Below are 18,507 nucleotides of genomic sequence, written 5' to 3'. Positions count from 1 at the left end.
AAATAATGTTTACTAAAATGAAATTAAAAAAACAGATTAAAAGGCCGTTGATATTTATATCACTCTTCATTCTACCTTGTTTTTCGATCTTCGCTCAGAATAATTTTGTGATTGATGTAAAGAATGTTGGTGCAGAAATACAGCCTGAAATGTACGGCGTGTTTTTCGAAGATATCAACTTTGGTGCCGATGGCGGACTTTATGCCGAACTTATTAAAAATCGTTCTTTTGAATTTGAACATCCATTTTTAGGGTGGATCCCTTTTGGTGATGTAAAAGTTCAGCAGGAATCGCCTTGTTTCGATAAAAATCCAAATTATGTCCGTTTTAACGAAAAAGGACATAGAACGGGAACCGGACTCGAAAACAACGGTTTCACAGGCATTGGATTTCATCAGTATGATGAATATTTGTTTTCATTTTATGCGAGATCAATTAGCAATGATGATAATAAATTTAAGGTAGAATTACTAAATGCCGGCAATGCTGCAATTGGAACCAGTGAAATTTTAGTACAAGGAAATGCCTGGAAAAAATATACGTGTACAATAAAAGCTAAGGAAACTGAAGCAAAAGGTAAAATCCGATTTATTTTGGAAACAGCAGGAATAGTTGATGTAGACCACATTTCTCTATTTCCGAAAGAAACATGGAAAGGCAGGAAAAATGGATTGCGCAAGGATCTTGCTCAGGCATTATATGACTTGCACCCGGGCGTTTTACGTTTTCCTGGTGGATGTATTGTTGAAGGAAATACCTTAAAAACCCGTTATCAATGGAAAAATAGTGTTGGTCCGGCTGAGAACAGACCTTTGAATATCAACAGGTGGTTTTATACTTTCAAATATCATTTCTTTCCGGATTACTATCAAAGCTACGGTTTAGGCTTTTTTGAATACTTTTTGCTTAGCGAGGATATTGGAGCAGAACCTTTGCCTGTATTAAGCTGCGGTTTGGCTTGTCAGTACGAAAGTAAAGAGTGTGTTGCGGTTGACAGTCTTGATTCATATATTCAGGATGCTGTCGATTTAATTGAATTTGCCAATGGGAAAGTTAGTACTAAATGGGGAAAAATGCGGGCAGAAATGGGACATCCCGAACCATTTAATTTGAAAATGATTGCTATTGGCAATGAGCAATGGGGAGATGTATATGTAGAGCGACTGGAGAAATTTGTGAAAGTAATACGGGAAAAGCATCCTGAAATTAAAATTGTTGGAGGTTCCGGTCCTTCTTCTGACGGCAAGCAGTTTGAATACCTGTGGCCTAAAATGAAAGAATTAAAAGTTGATCTTGTTGATGAGCATTACTACAAAAATCCTGAATGGTTTTATAAGAATGCAAAGAGATATGATACATATGACCGAAAAGGGCCAAAAGTTTTTGCCGGTGAATATGCAGCACACGATACGGATAAGGCAAATAATTTGCGTGCAGCATTGGCTGAAGCGGCATTTATGACAGGATTGGAGCGAAATGCTGATGTCGTTCACATGGCAACTTACGCCCCGTTATTCGCTCATGTTGATGCATGGCAATGGCGTCCGGATATGATCTGGTTCGATAATCTTTCTGCTGTTTGCACTCCAAACTATTACGTTCAAAAAATGTATGCTAAAAATGCTGGAACAAACGTGCTTTCAATAAAATCGAAGGATGAAAACATTACAGGACAAGATAGTTTGTATGCAAGTGCCGTATTGGATCATGAAAACTCAGAGATAATCGTTAAAGTGGTAAATATATCTTCTGTTAATCATGAAATAAATATCAAACTGGATGGATTAAAAAAATCATTTGAAGACAAAGAGGTGAAAATAACTTGTCTGCATTCTAATAATCCTGACTCACAAAATACATTGGCTGCTCCATTGGCAATTGTACCGGGAAATTATTCCATTAGCTCTGAAAAAAACAGCTTTAAACTTTCGGTAATGGGCAATGCTTTTTATGTGTGCCGTCTAAAAATTAAACAATAAATCTAAACTTGAAATATATGTTTTCAAACTTAAAAAAGCACTTAATATCAATTCCCGGACTCTGTTTTTTTGTATTCAGTGTCTTGTTTGGCTGCAGCTCTGATAAAACAGGAAATGATACCAGTGCCTATTTATTTGCCTATTTTACAGGTAATGCTCCCGGCGAAGAAGCCATTCATTTTGCAGTAAGTGAAGACGGTTATCACTATCGGGCTCTCAATAATAATAAGTCCGTAATTGATTCAAAACAAATCAGTACCTCGGGTGGTGTGCGCGATCCGCATATTTTGCGAGGTGAGGATGGTAAAACCTTTTATATGGTAGCTACCGATTTGTATGTGCCGGAAATGGGTTGGAAAAATTATGCTATGGTACTGATGAAATCTACCGATTTAATTAATTGGACTTCTTCAGTTGTGAATATTCCCAAAGCTTTTCCTGATCAGTTTGGCGATGTCTGGCGAGTTTGGGCTCCGCAAACCATTTATGACGAAGAAGCCGGCAAATACATGGTTTATTTTTCGATGATTCAGAAAGATGGTCCTGATATAATTTATTATGCCTATGCCAACAGCGATTTTACGGCTTTGGAAGAAGCACCCAAACAGCTGTTTTTTAATCCTACAAACAATGCTTGTATTGATGCAGATATTATAAAAAAGGATGGTGAATTTTATTTGTTCCACAAATCGGAAAGTGGCGATCCTGGAATTAAATTGGCTGTTTCAAACAAATTGACTGAAGGTTATGAGTTCGTAAATACAGATAGAGTGGACAGAGAAACGGAAAATGTTGAAGGTTCTGGTGTATTTAAATTAAATAATTCCAATGAGTGGATATTGATGTACGATGTATACGGACTTGGGCGTTATCAGTTTACAAAAAGTACAGATTTTAAAAACTTTACTGTAATCGATCAGGATATTTCGATGAACTTTCACCCAAGACACGGTACGGTGATGCCAATTACTGATAAAGAATTAAAATTACTGGTATCAACTTACAGCAATTACGACGATTTACTGGTTGATGCTAAATCTCCAGTGCTGAAGAAAAACAATGTCTGTTTTAAAAGTGAAGATAAAACAATCTATTTGCCGGTACAAACCGGAGCAGATTTGAATCATTTCGATCCAGAATTCAAAGCCTTTTCAGGAATCTCTTATAGTCCCAAAGGGCCACAGGATTTCTCGAAAGGATCGGTGAAATACACGTTTAAAATTGATGGAAAAGAAAGTCAAAGCTTCGAGGTATCGGTTTCTGAAGATCACAACCCTGTTTTAGAAGGTTACAAAGCCGATCCTGACATTCTGTATTCTGAGAAAACAGGCAAATATTACATTTACCCAACCAGCGATGGTTTCAATAACTGGTCGGGTTATCAATTCAGTGTGTTTTCATCGGATAATTTAGTTGACTGGACTGACGAAGGTGTTATTATCGATCTGAAAAAAGATGTTAGCTGGGCCAATCGAAATGCCTGGGCGCCCTGTATTGTCGAAAAGAAAATTGACGGACAGTACAAGTATTTCTATTATTTTACTGCAGCACAAAAAATAGGTGTGGCTGTAGCCGATAACCCTACGGGGCCGTTTGTTGACAGTGGAAAAGCATTAATTGATAAAAAGCCAAAAGGAATTACAAATGGGCAGGAAATTGACCCGGATGTATTTACCGATCCAAAAACCGGCAAAAGTTACCTGTATTGGGGGAATGGTTATATGGCCGCAGCCGAATTGAATGATGATATGGTTTCTATCAACGAAAAAACCACAAAATTGATGAATGTTGATAACACTTATCGTGAAGGCAGTTATGTGATTTATCGCAATGGAACCTACTATTTTATGTGGTCGGAAGATGATACCCGAAGTCCGAATTACAAAGTGCGCTATGCAACTTCAGATTCGCCGATGGGAAAATTGACGATTCCAGAAAATAACATTGTAATCCAACAAGATAAAGATCAGGAGATTTATGCCACAGGACACAATTCAGCCATTCAAATTCCAGGCAAAGATGAGTGGTATTTGGTATATCATCGTTTTACCCGTCCGAAAGGAATCACAATGGGAAGAGCCGGCGGATTTCACCGCGAAGTGTGTATTGATAAATTGGAATTTGATGCCGATGGAAGTATAAAAGAAGTAAAGCCAACTCTTTCAGGTATCGATGCTGTTAATTAAGGATGGATTGCTGAGTGTTTAATTATCAAATACTGTACACGATGAAAAAATTGTTTTTATATACGATCCTTTTGTTCACATTCTTACTGAATGCTTGTTCGCCCCAAAAAAGTGAAGGAACATTTGAAGTTGGAGATAAAACATTTCTGCTTAACGGGAAACCATTTGTTGTTAAGGCAGCCGAAATGCATTATCCCCGCATTCCGAAAGAATATTGGGAGCAACGTATCAAGATGAGTAAGGCTCTAGGCATGAATACAATTTGCCTGTATGTTTTCTGGAACATTCATGAACCTGAAGAAGGTAAATACGATTTTACCGGAAATAATGATGTGGCAGAATTTTGTCGTTTGGCTCAAAAGAACGGGATGTATGTGATTGTTCGTCCCGGACCATATGTGTGTGCCGAATGGGAAATGGGAGGTTTGCCCTGGTGGTTGCTTAAGAAAAAAGATATTAAGCTGCGCGAGCAAGATCCCTATTTTATGGAAAGGGCAAAACTATTTATAAACGAAGTAGGAAAACAGCTGGCCGATCTCCAGATTACCAAAGGTGGAAATATATTAATGGTGCAGGTTGAAAATGAATACGGTTCTTTTGGTACAGATAAACCTTATATTCAAGCTATCCGCGATATCGTAAAAGGTGCAGGATTTAATGATGTCCCATTATTTCAGTGCGATTGGAGTTCCAATTTCCAGAACAATGCATTGGATGATTTGCTGTGGACCGTTAATTTTGGGACAGGAGCCAATATTGATGAACAGTTTAAAAAACTGAAAGAGCTTCGTCCTAATACGCCTCTTATGTGCAGTGAATTTTGGTCAGGCTGGTTTGATCATTGGGGAGCAAAACATGAAACCCGAAGTGCAGCCGATTTGGTGAACGGAATGCAGGATATGTTGGATCAGAATATCTCGTTTAGTTTATATATGACTCACGGCGGAACCAGTTTCGGACACTGGAGCGGTGCAAATTTTCCTAATTTCTCGCCAACTTGTACCTCATACGATTATGATGCGCCAATTAGCGAATCAGGAAGAACAACTCCCAAATATTTCGAAGTTAGAAAATTGCTGGAAAAATATTTGCCTGAAGGTGAGTTGCTAAGTGAAATTCCCGATTCTATTCCAACCATTAGCATACCAGCTTTTGAATTGGATGAAACAGCTCTCTTGTTCGACAATCTTCCTGAACCAAAAATGAGTGAAGACATTAAATCAATGGAATTTTTTGATCAGGGATGGGGAAGTATTTTATACCGGACCAAGCTTGAAAAATCGGATAAACAGCAATCTTTAGTGATAACTGAAGCTCATGATTGGACACAAGTTTTTATTGATGGGAAAAAAATAGCTTCTCTTAGCCGGCTAAGAGGAGAAAATACAATTTTATTGCCTCCTGTAAAAGAAGGTGCCGTTCTTGATATTTTAGTTGAGGCCATGGGACGGATGAATTTTGGCAAAGGGATTTACGACTGGAAAGGGATTACAGAGAAGGTTGAAATAAAATCGGATAAGGAAGTAAAGGCACTAAAAAACTGGCAGGTATACAGTATTCCTACCGATTACAGTTTTGCTGAAAACAAGCATTATACCAAGCTGACAAATTCTGAAAAACAACCTGCTTTTTACAAAGGAAGGTTTGTGGTTGATAAAAAAGGAGACACTTTTCTGGATATGAGCAACTGGAGCAAGGGCTTGGCCTGGGTGAACGGACATGCCATTGGCCGCTATTGGGAAATTGGTCCGCAACAAACGCTTTATGTTCCCGGATGTTGGTTAAAAGAAGGTGAGAATGAAGTGATTGTTTTTGATTTGGCATCGCCGACAGAAGCTAAAAGCCAAGGATTGCGCCACCCAATATTAGATGTTTTAAAAGGAAATGGAGCTTATGCTTCGCGTAAACCTGGAGAAACTCTTGATTTAACCAATGAGATGCCTATTTATAAAGCTTCATTTACAAAAGGAAATGGTTGGCAGCATATTAATTTTAATAAACAAGCGAACACCCGCTACTTTTGTTTGGAAGCCTTAAATTCCTTTGGAGACGATAATTTTGCTTCCATTGCCGAACTGGAAATTCTTGGTGAAGATGGCAAACCCTTATCGCGACAGCATTGGAAAGTAATATATGCCGATAGTGAAGAATTAGATGCGGCCAATAATACGGCAAGCAATGTATTCGATTTACAGGAGTCAACCATATGGCATACAAATTACTCAACAACCAAAGCAGGTTTTCCACATCAGATTGTAATTGATTTGGGCGAAGAAAAGCTTGTTACAGGCTTTTGGTACTTGCCTCGTGCCGAAGAGGGGAAACCGGGTATGATAAAAGATTATAAAGTATATCTAAAGCAAACGAGGTTTAAATTATAAAAGCAGAAAAAACACAAGATGAACAACAGTAAAAACCATTATTCCTTAGCTGGAATAATGGTTTTGTTTTTTCCTCGTGTATACGGATAAACGAAAGTGAGTTCTCAGAACTAAATGAATACCATCACCACAAAGAAAGTCTGATTTTGTTTCGTTTTTAGATATTCACTTAATAATTGTTTTCTTCCGCAGATTGTTTTGACCCCTGATATCCTAGAGTTTTATTCTATTTTTTAATTTTCATTTTTATAGAGCGATTTAGGCTCTGTCAAAATTTAATAATACTAAGCTATTTTCCCTAGCTTTTTAATTAAATGCTGATCCTGCTTCCACTTTTCATTTGGAGTAATTCTCCCAAGTAAACCATGTAATCTTTCACTATTATAGAATGGCACATATCTTTTTATAATCTGCTGTATTTCACCGAAAGTACGATAATCGACTCTGTCAAAGATATCTCTCTTTAAAGTACCATGATATGCTTCAATATGCGCATTTTCTTCAGGTGTTGCCACGTGAGTAAATTCTTGTTCAAACCCGACTAAATGAATGTAATCTCTCACATTACGAGCAATAAACTGACTTCCATTATCAGATCTGATTATCAGAGATTCTGGAGTTGGATATTCATCGACAATTGTTGATAATAATTCAATCACCTCTTTTTGCTTTACATTGAATGCAAAAGTATAACCTAATATTTTTCTAGTATGAACATCAATTATCGATAAAAGATAAGCGTTCTTTCCCATATTGGGAATCCAAATCATCTTGATATCCATTTCAAGACACTCCATAGGATGGCTTGTGTGAACCTTCCTAAATCTTACGAACTTGCGCCCACCACCACTTCTTTTAATTCTTGAATTAGGCTTTAAAAGTCCTGTATTACTCATTATTCTGTACACTTTCTTGTGATTGATCTTATAACCCTTACGCTGAAGATACTTTGTCATTATTCGATAACCACAATCAATAAACTCATGCTCCAATACGCCTTTTATAGCTTCTACAACAGTCCTTTCTTCAACCAGGCCATCGTTACTATGCTTGGTTTGCTTGCTAGGCAAAACACCTTTTCTGCCATTTAACTTCTCTTTATAGTAATAACTACTCTCAGAGAGTCCTACATACTTTAACAAATCTTTGATACTTGCAGTATATTTTTCGAAGAAACGATCTACTAGATTTTTCTTGGATCGTCTGTTCCAAACTTTTTTTTTAGAAGCTCTTTCTGAATTTCCAATTCTATTTCCCGGTCTGCTAAAAGCTTGCGTAGAATCCGAATCTCTTCCTCAGCTTTCTTCATCTCTGGACTGCTGTTATCATATTTAACTCTTAAGCCAGCTTCTCCCTTAGTATCGAACTTCTTTTTCCAATTATAGAAAGCTCCAGTACTAACATTATACCTTCTACAAACTTCTACTACATTACCAGTTTCTGCCTCGCTTAAAATGGCTAGTTTTTCTTCTAATGTCCAACGTCTTTTCATACCCTAAATTTAACTGTTTTAAATCTGAAATTTTACTCCAGTCTTTTTCGGGGCTAAACTACAGATAAATTAAAGTGCTCCGCTAAATCATCACAATAATTATTTTATTAAATTACATCATCAGATGATAAAATTCTTTCTTCTGCTGAATAAAATAACACATTAGATGTCATCTGATATAATTATTCTTACAGCTGATATTATAATTTAATTCGCAGATCATATAATCTATTCATCTGACTTAGATATTTATTACGCAATAGATGTTATTTTATATGCTGATGCATTAATAAGATCAGCAACAATTCTATAATTCGTAAATTAAAAGGAAAAAAGAAGCCAGCATTCCTGCAAATTAGGGACAACCGGGATCAATCGATTCACTCTCTGTGCTACTCCGTGTTCTCCGCACACTGAAAATCAGGGATTAACAGCCGAAATTAAATAGAGCTGACCACAAAGGACACAAGGGTACACGGAGAAGAAAACACCATTTTCAGAACTGAACAGAGCATCTGTTTGAGGAAAAAGGAGAATGTTCATAATTCTGTGTCAAACTATTTCAGGATAAGTCACAATCGGTATTACTGTTTTTTTTGAAATTCACTTGGCGTAATGTTGAACTCCGCTTTAAAGCAGGATGCAAAATATTTAGGATCCGAGAACCCTACAGAATATGCTACTTCGGAAATGCTAATGTGACTTGATTTTAGCATTTTGGAGGCATGCTTTAGTTTAATGTTACGAATAAATTCAATAGGCGATAATCCTGTAATTGTTTTAATTTTCCTATATAGTGTTGATTTGGATAGGTTTAGTTGTCCGGCAAAAGAGTTGATGTCAAACTCTGTTTCCGTTAAGTTTTTTTCAATAATGAGAATGGCATTTTTTAAAAATTGTTCATCCATTGACGGATAATCTAATGAAGAGATATTTATTTCTTGATTAGATTTAAATTCCTGCTGCTGCTGTTTCTTTTGCAAAGTGAAATTATGGATTCGTGCCTGTAACACATTTATTTCAAAAGGTTTGGAGATGTAGGCATTTGCTCCGGCATTATAACACTCAATACGATCATCTATGCTGTTTTTGGCGGTAAGAAGAATAATCGAAATATGATTTGTTTCTATATTGTTTTTTAGTGTTCGGCACAACTCGAGGCCATCCATTTCAGGCATCATTACATCGCTAATAATTATATCTATATCCGTTGATTTTACAAGCTCAATAGCTTCTAAACCATTTTGGGCCGTTAATACGTTATAAGATTTGAGCAGGCGTTTTTGAATTATTTTAAGTAGTTCAACATTGTCTTCAACCACCAGGATATTTATGTTGCTGATTTTTGAAGATGTTTCCGGATATTCCTGAAGTTTATCATCTATATTATTTAAATCTAAACTTTGTGCTTCCGGATATATTTCTTCAATTGTATAACTTTTTTTATCAATAGGAATCTCTATGCAGAATGTGGAACCTGTTTTTGGTATGCTGTTAACGGATATTTTCCCGTGATGAAGTTCTACTAAATCTTTTGTCAGAGATAAGCCAATCCCATTTGTTTCGCTTACATCAGTTGTTTTGTTATTATAAAATCGCTGAAAGATATGTTCAATATCTTCGGGTTGAATTCCTATGCCTGTATCTGATACTTTAATCGAAATAAATTCTGTATTTTCTCTGATGAGAAGAGTAAGCTCAACAATAATTTTTCCATCTCTAGGGGTATATTTAAAAGCATTTGATAGAAGATTAAACAGGATTTTATCCATTTTATCGGCATCAAAATAGGCGCTTATTTCTTGAGGTGTTGAATTTAATTCAAATAGAATATTTTTTTTATCAAACATTGGTATAAAGTGGTTGTAACAGATATTATTTATAAAGGATGAAATGTCCGCCTTTGCAACACGCAATTCCATTTTACCACCTTCCACTTTTCTGTAATCAAGTATTTGCTGAAGTAATCTTTTGAGTCTGACAATGTTCGATCGTATAATTCCAAATTCGGGCATGTTTTTTTGAACTGTGGTTTCAATATCATCTATCAAACAATTTATTATCGTTAAGGGTGTTAACAGGTCATGAGAAATATTTGTAAAATATTTTAGTTTTGTTTGGGTGATTTCCTCAGATTTGCTTTTCTCTATTTGGGTGATTTTTACTTCATTTTTCAATTTACTTCTGCCCAGAATTATTTTGAACAGCAGGAATATTCCTAGAGTGAAAAACAAAAAATACAGGAGGTATGCAATGTTTGTTTCATAGTATGCCGGTTTACGGTCAATCGTAAGTTTTGTGATGTTAGTACTCCATAGGTTATGTGCATCAGTAGCTTTAATACAGAAAGTGTAATGTCCTTTTTTTAATTGATTGTAAACCGCAAATTGTCTGTCGTTTTTAGGATAAACCCAATCATTATCTACTCCTTCCAATTTATATGCATACTTTATTTTTTTTGCATTTATATAGTCGAGAGTCGAAAAATAAATTTCAATGTTTTTATCCTCTGGTCTTAAAACAAGAGAGTTATTCTTGAAATTGAATTTAACTTCACTGTTCTGGCTAAGAATCGATTTGTTCTGTACTTTTATGTCTGTAATTTTTGTTTGAACTTTAGTTAGTGGGGAGTTTAAATTTTCCGAAGGGATAAAACGTGAGTATCCTCTGTTTCCACCTATGTATATATATTTTGAATCAGTTGTTTTACAGAATGATCCTTTGAGATGAGAATTGATTTGAACTCCATCAGAGGCTGAATAGACAAAATAGGCATTGTTTTTTGGATTAAATTCTATTATTCTTTTATAGGTAGTAATCCAAATATTATTGTATTTGTCTGAAATAATATCTAAAATGGCCTCTCCTTTTAATCCGCAATCTACAGTTCTGTTTGTAAATGATTTATCAGTAGCATTGTATGCAATTAAACTACCTTCTTTTGTGCCAATCCAAATGTTTTCACTCAAATCGGCAGTAATGGATTGGATATGGTCACTCAATAATTCACTTTGAATGTTTTCGATTTCTAAATTGGAAATTTCATCTTCTGTTACTATTTGCGGGATAGCTATTTTATATATTCCTTTATTATTAGAGATTATCCATAAGTTATCATTTGTATCCTGCGTTATTTCGTTTATTGAACCGATTTTCTTATTTATCAGAAATATATTCTCAGATCCTCTTGGTTGAACAAATAAGGCGTTCTTGGTTCCAATCCAGATATTAGACTTATTATCTTCAAAAATATGATTTATCTGACCAGGGGCTTTGTATGTATTATTTAGAAAGCTTTCTTTTAGAGAAGTAATGTCAGATCCCTTTTTTTTAATTTTTACAATTTTCGTGTTTTGATCATTTGTTATCCATATTTCATTTAGGCTTGAAATATAGATGATGTTATTCGTTTTGAGTAATTCCGGTATGTTTTTTAATTTTTCGAATTCTGTGAAGTATCTAATTGTTTTCGTTTCTGGTGAATATATAAATAGACCTAACCTATTTTGGTTTACCCAAATATCCTTATCGTTATCAACACATATTGAGGTGAAAGAGGGGGCTATGTTGTTTTTGGTATTAAGAACATCTGTTGGGAAATTACTAATTGCAGGTTTGTCAAAATCAATTTTAAACACCCCTTCGCTAAAGGCTCCAATCCATAAACTACCATCTCTGTCTTTTATAATTTCACTAAAAATATTGTTGGTGTTTTTAAGTAATTCTTGTGTGTTGACAGGAATAAGATCACCTGATTTGTCATACATATATGTACTTAATCCAGACAGAGACATTGACCAAATATATTCAACATTATCGTCCTGAGTAAAGCTAAAGAAGGTTTCTTCTTCTTCAGAATAATTCGTCTTAGGAATTGTTATTTGTGTATACAAATCATCATTTTTTGCATTAGGGGTAAACTTATACAAGCCATCATTCCAGGTACCTATCCAGTAATTATTCTGATTATCCTGAAATATTTTAAATGGATTGTTTGTACGTCCAATTTTAGGGTATTGGATAAATCGATCACTTTCCGTATCATATTTATGTAATCCTTCTTCCCATAGCGTTAACCAGATATTATGATATGAATCTTCAAAAAGTTTATTAATTCCGCCATTAGGAATTGATTTTGAGTCATTCTGATTATGCGTATATCTTTTTTTTCTTGAAAAATCAGGATTGTATCTGTACACAGCATTTGATGCTCCAACCCAAATGGTACTATCACTGCCAATTAATATATCACGAATGACCATCGATTGCAATATACTATCAGGATGAGTTTTAATTTGATAGGTGTTTCTGTTTAGAATACTTAAACCTTCATTCGTTCCTATCCAAAGGTTATTATTGTTGTCTTCAGCGATACAGGAAATTTCGTTACTGGCAAATAAGTTTGGAGAATAAATATCTGATCTGAAAATTTTTATTCTATTGCCATCATATCTGCACAGTCCTTCGGGAGTTCCAAACCAAATATACCCTTCGCTATCCTGAAAAATTCGATGAACAGAATTGGAGGGTAATTGATCCATTATTGGCAGTTGAGAAACCCTAATATTGTTCTGACTTTGGACATTAAAAATAATGAACTGTAACAGGCCGACAATGACTTGAAAAATTAATCTGTTGATTTTTATTTTGGGCAGTTTATAGTTTGAAATGTTGATCATTTTGTAGCTCTCTGTGATTAAAATCTATTAACAACGGACATCTTAATTCAACCAGTTATTACACAAACTTAATATAAAAAGTGCACCAATTTTTTATTTGAAGGTTGCAAAATTTAAGTTTTTTCCACAGGGTGACATATCATTCAAAGAGGTAGAATAATCGTTCGTTACATGCCTTTTTGCGCTTAATCTGGGCGGTGGTTTAAATTCAAACCTTTAAGAATGATACCTAAACTTTCTTTACAATTTATAAGATCAAATTTACGGAACCTAATTTTTAAAAATAACCTAATAAAGAAATGAGGCCTATGAAAGAATGCAGTTTTAGAAGAAATTTTATTTGGAATCCAAATTTTTATTTGATGAAACATTTGGGTTTAAAGTTTTTGTTGGAAAACAATATCAATGGAAAAATTAACTAATCTATATCGTAATGAAGGAAGTATTTAATATTTTATTAAAATGTAGAAAAATAGGGGGAAGAAAACCTTTGTTTTCTGCAGCTATTTTAATTATGCTGATAATTAATTCATTTAATGTTCAGGCGCAAGAAATGCAAACGATTACAGGTAAAGTCACCGATACTTCTGGGGAAGCCTTAATTGGAGTTAATGTTGTTGTGAAAAATACAACTATTGGTGTAATTACCGATTTTGATGGTCACTTTGTTTTAGAGGTTCCTCAAGATGGTACTTTGGTTTTTTCTTATTTGGGTTTTGTTGCTCAAACGATTTCGCCTGAAGGGAAAACAGCAATTAATGTTACGCTTAAGGAAGATATCACTAAGCTTGATGAGGTGGTTGTAGTTGGTTTTGGTACACAAAAGAAAGTAAATGTTACCGGATCTGTTGCAACTGCCAATGCCGAAGATTTGAAAGAAAGGCCGGTGGCTAATGCTGTTCAGGCTTTACAAGGTTTAATTCCAGGATTAAATATCTCAAATAGTGGTAATGGAGGAGAATTAAATGCTAAAAAATCTATTAATATTAGAGGGATTGCAACAATTGGCGATGATTCAAATGGAGATCCATTGATTTTAATTGATGGAATGGAGGGTGATATCAATACCATTAATCCTCAGGATATAGAAAGTATATCAGTATTGAAGGATGCTGCAGCATCTTCGATTTATGGTTCTCGTGCACCATTTGGTGTAGTTTTGGTAACCACAAAGAGAGGAAAAGAAGGTAAAACTGTTATTAATTACAATAACAGTTTTAGATTCAGTACACCGGTATTACTTCCGGATATGCAAAATTCATGGGAGTTTGTGAACTTTTATGATGATGCCAATTTTAACGTATCTAACTCGCATTTGTATAGTGATGATTATAAAAATTTGGTACATAGTTATTATAAGGGAGAATTAGATCCCACAGATGTTGCTTATCCTGGTAGTGGAGGTAAGTGGAATTATGACTATACATATGGTAATGTAGATTGGTTAAAAGAGTATTATAAACATTGGTCTCCTTCACAAGAACACAATATGAGTATAAGTGGAGGAAGCAAGGGTGTTACTTATTATGTTTCTTCAAATTACATGACGCAAGATGGCTTTATGCGTTATGGCACAGAAAGTTATGATAGATTTAATTTAACGGGAAAGATTTCTGCGGAGTTGTCTAAATATGTTAAAATCGATTATTCAAATCGTTTTGTTCGTGCAGAATACGGAAGACCTACTAATATGAATGATGGTTTTTATGACAATATTTTACGGAGAGCACGACCAGTAAGACCTGTTGCAGATCCTAACGGCTATTATATGTCAGATATTAATTACATTCAGACCATGTCGGAAGGTGGACGTCAAAAGGAACAAAACGATAAATTGACACAACAATTTAGAGCCACATTTACACCTGCAAAAGATTGGAATATTATCGGGGAGATGAATATCAGTACTGATAATAACTGGACACATTGGGATCAAAAAAGAGTGTATGCTCATAAGCAAGATGATCCGGAACAAACATATAAAGCTATTACAAGTCCTGGGAATGAACAGGTGTATGAATATGCATATAAATCTACATTCCTGAACCCAAATATTTACACAAATTATACGAAAGAGTTCGGTAAACATACGCTTGCTGGAAAATTGGGTTTCCAGTCAGAGCAAATGAAATATCGTAAAATGAGTGCACAACGCACTGATATGGTTAATTTGGATATGCCTGTTTTAGATTTAACGACCAACAAAGAGAATTACTCTATGATGGGACAATATCAGGAATGGGCAACTGCAGGATTTTTTAGTAGAGTTAATTATGATTTTGAGGGTAAATATCTTGCAGAATTTAACTTGAGGTATGATGGTACTTCACGTTTCAGAGTTGATAAAAGATGGATTTGGACACCTTCTTTTTCATTGGGATGGAATATTGCTCGTGAAGATTTTTGGAGTCCTTTAGTTGACTATTTAGGGACTTTAAAACTTAGAGGGTCTTATGGTGTTTTATCAAATCAGAATACAACTAATTGGTATCCTACGTATCAGACTCTTAATACTGGTGCTTCCAATGGTATGTGGTTAATTAATGGAGCCAAACCAAATACGGCTTCAGTACCAGGTTTAATCTCTACAAGTTTGACTTGGGAAAAAATTAAAACCACGAACTTTGGGGTGGATTTTGGGATGTTGAGTAACCGATTAAACGGATCCTTTGATTACTTTGAAAGGAAAACGGAGAATATGGTTGGTCCTGGTATAGAGTTGCCTGCAATTTTAGGTATAGGTGTGCCAAAAACAAATAATACAGATTTAAAAACCTATGGTTGGGAATTGGCATTGCAATGGAGAGATAAAAAGGGTGACTTTAGCTATGGCGTTCGTCTAAATATTTCTGATTCTCAAACTAAGATTTTAAAATATCCTAATAGAACAGGAGATTTAGGTCAGTATCGTAGTGGTGAATTAACTGGTGATATTTATGGTTATACAACCATTGGAATCGCCAAAACGGATGATGAAATGAATGCTCATTTAGCTGCGTTAACCGATGGCGGACAGACTGCTTTGGGAAGTAGCTGGGCTGCTGGAGATATTATGTATGCAGATATTAATGGCGATGGTAAAATTGATAATGGAAGTAATACCATGAATGATATGGGAGATTTGAAAAAGATTGGAAACAATACACCTCGCTATCTTACTGGTATTAATTTAGATGCAGCATGGAAAGGATTTGATGTGCAGATGTTTTGGCAAGGTGTTCTGAAACGTGATTTTGATCCGGGAGAAAATAGTATGGTTTTTTGGGGAGCAACAGGTAGCGGTCAATGGTGGTCTACTGCAATGACAGAGCATTTGGATTATTTCCGTGATGATGTTAATCATCCTCTGGGTTTAAACACAGATTCATATTACCCTCGTCCGCTTTTTAATAATAAAAACCATAAAACTCAAACTAGATACCTGCAAGATGCTTCATATATGCGTTTGAAAAATCTTCAAATTGGATATACATTTCCTAAGGCATTGGTTAGCCGGGTAGGATTACAAAACTTAAGATTATATGTTTCCGGAGAAAACCTGTTGACAATTACTAATTTATCTAAAACGATGGATCCGGAAACAGCTGGTATTGGAAGACAGGGAGGTACAGTTTATCCATTGTCGAAAACATATAGTTTTGGTTTAAGTGTTAACTTCTAAAAATGATAGCAATGCGAAAATACAGTTATATAACATTATTTAAAGGTCTTATTTTTGGGGCATTCACCATATTTATGGTTGGTTGCAACGATTACTTAGATGTTACTCCACCTTCTCAAATCTCACCAGAGAGTTATTTGTGGGATGAAGCTCATTTAGCTGCATATACGATTAATTACTATGTAGATGATAAAGAGTATAACGAAGGCAGAGATGATAAAGGAGGTAGATTACCCAGCCATTATGGAAGTGGTGGAGAATCCTTTTATTTTAATGACTTAGCAACCGATAATGAAACAACCCGAGGTTCCAGTAATAAATATGTTCCTGGCGTTTGGACAGTAGGTGCAACAGGAGGAGATTGGAATTTCTACAATATTAATGCTCTGAATTATTACTTACAAACCGTTGTTCCTAGATATGAAGCAGGTGAGATTTCAGGTAATACTACTAATGTAAGTCATTATGTTGGTGAAGGTTATTTTTTACGTGCTCATGAATATTTCTTTAGATTAAGAAAAATAGGAGATTTTCCAATTATTAAGGAAACTTTACCTGATAATCAAGAAGCTCTTACCATGGCATCTAAAAGACAACCTAGGAATGAAGTTGCCAGATTTATTTTAGAAGATTTAGATAAAGCGATTGGTTTATTAAAGGATAATCCAGATGGAGGAAAAGTGCGTATTACGCGAAAAGCTGCACTTTTATTAAAAGCAAGAGTCGCTTTGTTTGAAGCAACCTGGTTAAAATATCATGCAGGAACTCCAATGGTTCCAAATGGTCCGGCTTGGCCAGGAGCTGATAAGGATTACAATAGTTCTTATGCATTTCCAAGTGGAAGTTTAGATGGTGAAATTGACTATTTCTTAACTGAGGCAATGAATGCTTCAAAAGAAGTGGCTGATGCTGTCGGACTTGTTAACAATAGTGAAGTAATTCAGGAGAGTGAAAGCCAAGCTGTGAATGATTACTATAACATGTTTGCTGCACCAGACCCTTCTTCTTACAGTGAGGTTTTGATGTATCGTAATTATTCAGTTGATTTGGGTAGAGCGCATAGTTATAATCATTATATCTATCATGGTGCACAAAAAGGATACACCCATCAAATGGAGCATACCTTTCTGATGCAAAATGGATTGCCTGTTTATGCTGCAGGAAGTGGATATCAGGGTGATGATCATATTCAGGATACAAAAATTGATAGAGACTGGCGTTGGAGATTGTTCATGAAAGCTCCTGGTGAAGTAAAGGCTTTTAAAAATATTGCCACTCCGGAAACTTTTGAAATGGCACCGGTTGTTTACAGTTCAGATGGAAAATATTCAACTTCTACAGGTTATATGCTTGGTAAAGGTTATGCTTTGGATTATAACATGCAGCTATTGGGGCAAGACATCACTGCTCCTGTAATTTTCAGAGCTGCTGAAGCGTATTTGATCTACATTGAAGCTTGTTATGTGAAAAATGGAAGTGTTGATAGTAAGGCAGATACATACTGGAGAGCTTTGCGTGCAAGAGCTGGTGTTGAGGAGGATTATAACAAAACAATTGCAGCTACAGATATGAATCAGGAGGCTCTGTACGATTGGGGAGCTTATTCACATGGAAGTTTAGTTGATGCAACATTATATAATATTCGTCGCGAACGCCGTTGTGAATTAATTGGAGAAGGTCAGCGTTATTACGATCTACTTCGTTGGAGGGCAATGGATCAATTAAATGGATTCCAAATAGAAGGTTGTAAAATATGGGGCCCAATGAAGGATGATTATGAAGATGGCATTTTGTTGGCAGATCAGGCTGACGAAAAGAAGAATACGACTTCATCTTCTTTCTTAAGTGAGTACTTACGTCCATATCAGATTGTTCAATCGAATAATAATTTCTACAACGGTCTTTATTTTACAGAGGCTCATTATCTTGAACCAATTTCTATAAAGCATTTTTTAAATACAGCTAGCGATGGCGAAACAATTTCGACATCTCCTATTTATCAAAACCCAGGTTGGCCTACAGTAGCAGGTCAGGGAGCTGAACAATAGCAGTAATTTTTATAATGGTAAATTGAGACAGACCTTTACGGAGGTCTGTCTTCTTTCAAAATAATTCTTGTAAAGTTTTTT

Annotated in this window: 8 protein-coding genes; 5 read left to right on the top strand and 3 right to left on the bottom strand. The window is 35.4% G+C overall.

Annotation, left to right across the window (positions count from 1 at the left end; genetic code table 11):
• The first annotated feature begins 17 nt into the window (after positions 1-17).
• Genes ACKU4N_RS15305 through ACKU4N_RS15295 form a run of 3 tightly spaced genes read left to right on the top strand, consistent with a single transcriptional unit; the run spans position 18 to position 6,546 of the window.
• A complete protein-coding gene (locus ACKU4N_RS15305; RefSeq protein ID WP_321317804.1) occupies positions 18-1,979 on the top strand; it encodes an alpha-L-arabinofuranosidase family protein in 1,962 nt (653 codons plus the stop codon).
• 17 nt (positions 1,980-1,996) lie between these two features.
• On the top strand, positions 1,997-4,165 hold the full coding sequence (locus tag ACKU4N_RS15300) for a glycoside hydrolase family 43 protein (protein ID WP_321317802.1): 2,169 nt from the start codon (positions 1,997-1,999) through the stop codon (positions 4,163-4,165).
• A gap of 41 nt (positions 4,166-4,206) precedes the next feature.
• Positions 4,207-6,546: a beta-galactosidase gene (locus ACKU4N_RS15295; RefSeq protein ID WP_321317800.1), complete on the top strand. Its 2,340-nt coding sequence runs from the start codon at positions 4,207-4,209 to the stop codon at positions 6,544-6,546.
• Positions 6,547-6,830: 284 nt separating this feature from the next.
• Here the strand turns inward: ACKU4N_RS15295 and ACKU4N_RS15290 are convergent, their stop codons facing one another.
• The 3 genes from ACKU4N_RS15290 to ACKU4N_RS15280 all read right to left on the bottom strand — a co-directional run bounded on the left by ACKU4N_RS15290 (position 6,831) and on the right by ACKU4N_RS15280 (position 12,579).
• Complete coding sequence (locus tag ACKU4N_RS15290) at positions 6,831-7,697, bottom strand: IS3 family transposase (protein ID WP_321322743.1); 867 nt, start codon at positions 7,695-7,697, stop codon at positions 6,831-6,833.
• 32 nt (positions 7,698-7,729) lie between these two features.
• Complete coding sequence (locus ACKU4N_RS15285; RefSeq protein ID WP_321317798.1) at positions 7,730-8,038, bottom strand: transposase; 309 nt, start codon at positions 8,036-8,038, stop codon at positions 7,730-7,732.
• A gap of 584 nt (positions 8,039-8,622) precedes the next feature.
• A complete protein-coding gene (locus ACKU4N_RS15280) occupies positions 8,623-12,579 on the bottom strand; it encodes a hybrid sensor histidine kinase/response regulator transcription factor (protein ID WP_321317796.1) in 3,957 nt (1,318 codons plus the stop codon).
• Positions 12,580-13,150: 571 nt separating this feature from the next.
• On the opposite strand from ACKU4N_RS15280, the gene ACKU4N_RS15275 reads away from it, so the two are divergent.
• The gene (locus ACKU4N_RS15275; RefSeq protein WP_321317794.1) at positions 13,151-16,378 is read left to right on the top strand and encodes a SusC/RagA family TonB-linked outer membrane protein; all 3,228 of its coding nucleotides are present in this window, start codon (positions 13,151-13,153) and stop codon (positions 16,376-16,378) included.
• Between the two features lie 11 nt (positions 16,379-16,389).
• Positions 16,390-18,426, top strand: coding sequence for a RagB/SusD family nutrient uptake outer membrane protein (locus tag ACKU4N_RS15270; protein ID WP_321317792.1), 2,037 nt, complete (start codon positions 16,390-16,392; stop codon positions 18,424-18,426).
• Positions 18,427-18,507: the final 81 nt, after the last annotated feature.

The organism is Labilibaculum sp. (assembly GCF_963664555.1).
In the GTDB taxonomy this organism is placed as follows: domain Bacteria; phylum Bacteroidota; class Bacteroidia; order Bacteroidales; family Marinifilaceae; genus Labilibaculum.
The sequence above is the reverse complement of the archived record's forward strand: the minus strand, read 5'-3'. Positions and strand labels throughout refer to the sequence as shown.

Bases quoted from the DNA above. Each gene is read 5' to 3' on its own strand.
- ACKU4N_RS15305 (WP_321317804.1), top strand. From the start codon at position 18: ATGAAATTAAAAAAACAGATTAAAAGGCCGTTGATATTTATATCACTC.
- ACKU4N_RS15300 (WP_321317802.1), top strand. From the start codon at position 1,997: ATGTTTTCAAACTTAAAAAAGCACTTAATATCAATTCCCGGACTCTGT.
- ACKU4N_RS15295 (WP_321317800.1), top strand. From the start codon at position 4,207: ATGAAAAAATTGTTTTTATATACGATCCTTTTGTTCACATTCTTACTG.
- ACKU4N_RS15285 (WP_321317798.1), bottom strand. From the start codon at position 8,038: ATGAAAAGACGTTGGACATTAGAAGAAAAACTAGCCATTTTAAGCGAG.
- ACKU4N_RS15280 (WP_321317796.1), bottom strand. From the start codon at position 12,579: ATGGATCAATTACCCTCCAATTCTGTTCATCGAATTTTTCAGGATAGC.
- ACKU4N_RS15275 (WP_321317794.1), top strand. From the start codon at position 13,151: ATGAAGGAAGTATTTAATATTTTATTAAAATGTAGAAAAATAGGGGGA.
- ACKU4N_RS15270 (WP_321317792.1), top strand. From the start codon at position 16,390: ATGCGAAAATACAGTTATATAACATTATTTAAAGGTCTTATTTTTGGG.